Genomic DNA, 4,428 nt, shown 5'->3' with positions numbered 1-4,428 from the left:
CGACAACGGCGGAATCTTCGGACCCGGACGACTCATACCGAACCAACGACGAATCTCCGACTCAGGTCACTAGCGGGGACCGCACCAAATGAACGGCCTGAAAAGGCCGTTCAGCCGTAAGGGACTTAGTTCAAGGGAACACAAAAGCCTCCTGCTGCGTCTCATCTACAGCGGGGCGTTCGCTGCAGGGGCGCTGTAACCACAGGATGACGCCGCGTGCACGTGCATCTGCTCATGCATTTGCACAGGAACGCAGCTATGATCCGGGTCAGTTGACCATGGCATCACCAGCCACACCAGCCAGTGCACACCGGGGAGCGACCTGTGGACCACGACGTGTACGACGGTGACGTGTTCGACGGTGACGTGTACGACGGCGGCGAGGCGTCCGGCGTGTACAACGGCATGGCGGCCACCAGGCTGGTCGGTGTGGCCTGGCAGAAGAGCCGGCACAGCAACTCGCAGGGCTCCTGCGTGGAGTTCGCGCGGCTGCCCGGAGGGGAGGTGGCCGTGCGCAACTCGCGCTTCCCCGACGGTCCCGCACTCGTCTACACGCGTGCGGAGATCGAGGCGATGCTGCTGGGTGCGAAGGACGGCGAGTTCGACCACCTGATCGCCGGCTGACCGGCGGCCGGGGTGCGGCCCGGGCTTCCCAGGACCGTGACCGTGTGCCGTGCCCCGGCCCGGGACTCGACGCGCGTAGAACCGCGGCGCGACAAGAGACCGCGGCGCGTCAGTCGGCGGAGTGCGGGCATTCGCCCGCACGCTGAAGACGGAACAGCGCCCACACCACCTTCCCGCCGAGCCCGCCGGCCATCGGGTGCCAGCCCCAGCCGTCGCTGAAGGAGTCGACGAGGAACAGACCGCGGCCCGACTCGGCGGAGAAGTCGTCGGTCTCCCGGGTGACCGGGCTCTCCTCGCTCGGATCCCGCACCGCGCACACCAGCCGCTCGGTCCACCGCATCAGGTGCAGCCGCACCGGCGGCTCCTGTCCGGGCAGCCGCGGGGCGTTCGCCGGAAGGGCGTGCCGCAACGCGTTGGTGACCAGCTCGGAGACGACCAGGCACACATCGTCGAACCGCGCGCCCAGATCCCACTGGTCCAGGGTGCCGCGGGTGAACCGCCGGGCGTCGCCCACCGCTTCGTACCGGGCGGGAAGGGCGCAGGAGGCGGCGTCGGACACGGCCGCGGGGTCCAGCGGCGGAAGGCCCTGCCGTAACGGCTCGAGCATGGTCGATCCATTCGTCCCCATGCGAGGCACTCCCGGAAATTCGCGTGCTGGCGAGGCGGCGGTGGTGCGGGGACCATGGTTTCGGATGCGTACACCAGATGCAAGGGCAGATGCACGTGCAGCTGACCGAAATGGGCCTGCACGTACCGGTTGTTGGCCAATTTTTCCGTCATCTTCACCTCCTCTTATGGCTGAGGTCCGACCCTCTCGGTGTTCGTTCCCGACCGATTTGCTTGGCTGGATTCCGTTTCTGTAACCGGACGAGTACTGCTCGGAGTGTTTTAGTGGCAGACTGCGGGCCCTGCGGATGTTGGGGAGGCTGGCGAACGTGAGCGCGGGAGAGCCGGGATCGGTGGTGCGGCGCATGCTGCTCGGATCACAACTCAGGCGACTGCGTGAGGCGCGGGGGATCACGCGCGAGGCGGCGGGTTACTCGATCCGCGCCTCCGAATCGAAGATCAGCCGGATGGAGCTGGGCCGGGTGAGCTTCAAGACCAGGGACGTGGAAGACCTGCTGACGCTGTACGGCATCACGGACGAGCAGGAGCGCGCCTCGCTGCTGTCGCTCGCCCGGGAGGCCAATGTCGCGGGCTGGTGGCACAGTTACTCGGACGTCCTGCCGAGCTGGTTCCCCACCTATGTCGGCCTGGAGGGCGCGGCCTCCCTGATCCGGGCGTACGAGGTGCAGTTCGTGCACGGTCTGCTGCAGACCGAGGAGTACGCCCGCGCGGTGGTGCGGCGCGGCATGAAGGGCGCCGGCGAGGCGGACGTGGAGCGCCGGGTGGCGCTGCGGCTGGAGCGGCAGAAGTACCTGGTGGCGGAGAACGCCCCCGAGTTCCACATCGTGCTCGACGAGGCGGCCCTGCGCCGCCCCTACGGCGACCGCCAGGTGATGCGCGGTCAGCTCCAGCATCTGATCGAGATCTCCGAACGGCCCAATGTCCGCCTGCAGGTGATGCCGTTCAGTTTCGGCGGGCACTCCGGGGAGTCCGGGGCGTTCACCATCCTCAGCTTCCCCGAGTCGGATCTGTCGGACGTCGTCTACCTGGAGCAGCTCACCAGCGCCCTGTACCTGGACAAGGCGGAGGACGTCGCTCAGTACGAGAAGGCGCTCAAGGAGCTCCAGCAGGACAGCCCGGGCCCCTCGGAGAGCCGGGACCTGCTCCGAGGTCTCCTTCAACTCTCCTGAAACGCAAGTACGATGACGCTCGATCAGGCTTTGAGCAGAGGTTGATCGGACCGTGACTGATCTGGGTTCTGCTTCGGCAGCAGGGGATTGAGGGATCACATGTCGTCGTACTTCACCGACCTGGCGCAGCAGTACATCGACGGTGAGTGGCGTCCGGGCAGCGGCTCCTGGGACATCATCGACTTCAATCCGTACGACGACGGGAAGCTGGCGTCGATCACCATCGCCACGGCCGACGAGATCGACCAGGCGTACCGGGCGGCCGCCCGGGCGCAGAAGCCGTGGGCCGAGACCAACCCGTACACGCGCCGGGCGGTGTTCGAGAAGGCCCTGAGACTGATCGAGGAGCGGGAAGAGGAGATATCCGAGGCGATCATCGCCGAGCTGGGCGGCACGCGCCTGAAGGCGGGCTTCGAGATCCACCTGGCCAAGGAGTTCCTGCGCGAGGCGGTCAATCTGGCGCTGGCGCCCGAGGGCCGGATCATCCCCTCGCCCACCGACGGCAAGGAGAACCGCCTCTACCGGGTGCCGGTCGGTGTGGTGGGCGTGATCAGCCCCTTCAACTTCCCCTTCTTCCTCTCCATCAAGTCGGTCGCCCCGGCGCTCGCCCTCGGCAACGCCGTGGTGCTCAAGCCGCACCAGAACACCCCGGTCGTCGGCGGCACCCTGATCGCGAAGATCTTCGAGGACGCCGGGCTGCCGGCCGGCCTGCTGAACGTCGTCGTCACCGACATCGCCGAGATCGGCGACGCCTTCATCGAGCACCCGGTCCCCAAGGTCATCTCCTTCACCGGCTCCGACAGGGCCGGCCGCCATGTGGCCACGGTCTGCGCCGCGAACTTCAAGCGCTCGGTGCTGGAGCTGGGCGGCAACAGCGCCCTGGTGGTCCTCGACGACGCCGACATCGACTACGCGGTGGACGCGGCGGTCTTCAGCCGCTACGTGCACCAGGGCCAGGTCTGCATGGCCGCCAACCGTGTGCTGGTCGACCGGTCGGTGGCCGGGGAGTTCACCGAGAAGTTCGTCGCCAAGGTCCGGTCCCTCAAGGTGGGCGACCCGCGCGACCCGGAGACGGTCATCGGCCCGGTGATCAACTCCTCGCAGGCGGACGCCGTCTCCGCCGCCGTCGAGCAGGCCCTCGCCGAGGGCGCCACGGCGCTGGTGCGCGGCGGCCGGCGGGACAACCTGGTCGAGCCGGTCGTCCTCGCCGACGTCCCCGCCGACTCCGCCCTGCTGCGGCAGGAGGTGTTCGGACCGGTCGCCTTCCTGGTGCCGTTCGACGGCGAGGAGGAGGCCGTCCGCATCGTCAACGACACCCCGTACGGCCTGAGCGGCGCGGTGCACACCGGCGACATCGAGCGGGGCGTGGCCTTCGCCAAGCGGATCGAGACCGGGATGTTCCATGTGAACGACGGCACTGTCCACGACGAGCCGATCGTCCCCTTCGGCGGCGAGAAGCACTCCGGTCTCGGCCGCCTCAACGGCGACGGCACGCTCGAGGCCTTCACCACCCTGAAGTGGATCTCGGTCCAGCACGGCAGGAGCCGGTTCCCCTTCTGACTGCTCCGCTGGCAGCGCACCTCGTTCGGACCACCCCGGGCTCTTGCGGACAGAAGCTGACCGCAAGGGCCCGTAGCGTCGTCGGTGTCAGGCAAGCCCAGGGGCGACGACCCCTTCCGAACGAAAGGCGGCCGGTCATGGTCACTCACGTTCCCGCCGAGGCACCGGGCGACGAGCGGGGAGCGCTGCTGGCGTTCCTGGCGGAGCAGCGCGGCGCCCTGCGCCGGACGGTGCTCGGGCTCACCCACGAGCAGGCCACGTCCCGCCCCTGCGCGAGCGAGCTGTCCCTCGCCGGGCTGATCAAGCATGTCGCCGAGGTCGAGCAGGGGTGGGTCGCCCGCGCCAAGGGCGAGCAGCCGGCCGTGGCCCGCGACTAGGGTCCGTCTTCAAAGATCGCTAGATGGTGGATCATGGTGGTGTGGTACGTCGTCATGAACTCACCGACCAA

At 68.2% G+C, this 4,428-nt stretch carries 4 protein-coding genes and 1 pseudogene; 4 read left to right on the top strand and 1 reads right to left on the bottom strand.

Features of this window, described 5'->3' with window-relative positions:
* Positions 1 to 324: 324 nt before the first annotated feature.
* Positions 325 to 624, top strand: a complete 300-nt coding sequence (locus tag ABD198_RS30265) for a DUF397 domain-containing protein (RefSeq protein ID WP_425580592.1) — start codon at positions 325 to 327, stop codon at positions 622 to 624.
* Positions 625 to 733: 109 nt separating this feature from the next.
* Here ABD198_RS30265 and ABD198_RS30260 read toward each other — a convergent pair whose 3' ends face one another.
* Positions 734 to 1,231, bottom strand: coding sequence for an ATP-binding protein (locus tag ABD198_RS30260; RefSeq protein ID WP_344007892.1), 498 nt, complete (start codon positions 1,229 to 1,231; stop codon positions 734 to 736).
* Between the two features lie 364 nt (positions 1,232 to 1,595).
* On the opposite strand from ABD198_RS30260, the gene ABD198_RS30255 reads away from it, so the two are divergent.
* The 3 genes and pseudogenes from ABD198_RS30255 to ABD198_RS30245 form a co-directional block, all read left to right on the top strand.
* Entirely contained in the window at positions 1,596 to 2,420 is an 825-nt protein-coding gene (locus ABD198_RS30255; protein WP_344007894.1) for a helix-turn-helix domain-containing protein, read from the top strand.
* A gap of 99 nt (positions 2,421 to 2,519) precedes the next feature.
* The gene (locus ABD198_RS30250) at positions 2,520 to 3,980 is read left to right on the top strand and encodes an aldehyde dehydrogenase family protein (RefSeq protein WP_344007890.1); all 1,461 of its coding nucleotides are present in this window, start codon (positions 2,520 to 2,522) and stop codon (positions 3,978 to 3,980) included.
* Between the two features lie 137 nt (positions 3,981 to 4,117).
* Positions 4,118 to 4,354 (top strand): annotated as a pseudogene (locus ABD198_RS30245) (mycothiol transferase); the annotation flags it as partial.
* Between the last annotated feature and the right edge of the window lie 74 nt (positions 4,355 to 4,428).

This window comes from Streptomyces thermocarboxydovorans, from assembly GCF_039524635.1.
Classification (GTDB): Bacteria; Actinomycetota; Actinomycetes; order Streptomycetales; family Streptomycetaceae; genus Streptomyces; species Streptomyces thermocarboxydovorans.
This window is presented reverse-complemented; position numbering and strand designations above follow the sequence as displayed.

Coding starts and splice junctions, on each gene's coding strand:
- ABD198_RS30260 (WP_344007892.1), bottom strand. CDS start 1,231: ATGCTCGAGCCGTTACGGCAGGGCCTTCCGCCGCTGGACCCCGCGGCC.
- ABD198_RS30250 (WP_344007890.1), top strand. CDS start 2,520: ATGTCGTCGTACTTCACCGACCTGGCGCAGCAGTACATCGACGGTGAG.
- ABD198_RS30255 (WP_344007894.1), top strand. CDS start 1,596: ATGCTGCTCGGATCACAACTCAGGCGACTGCGTGAGGCGCGGGGGATC.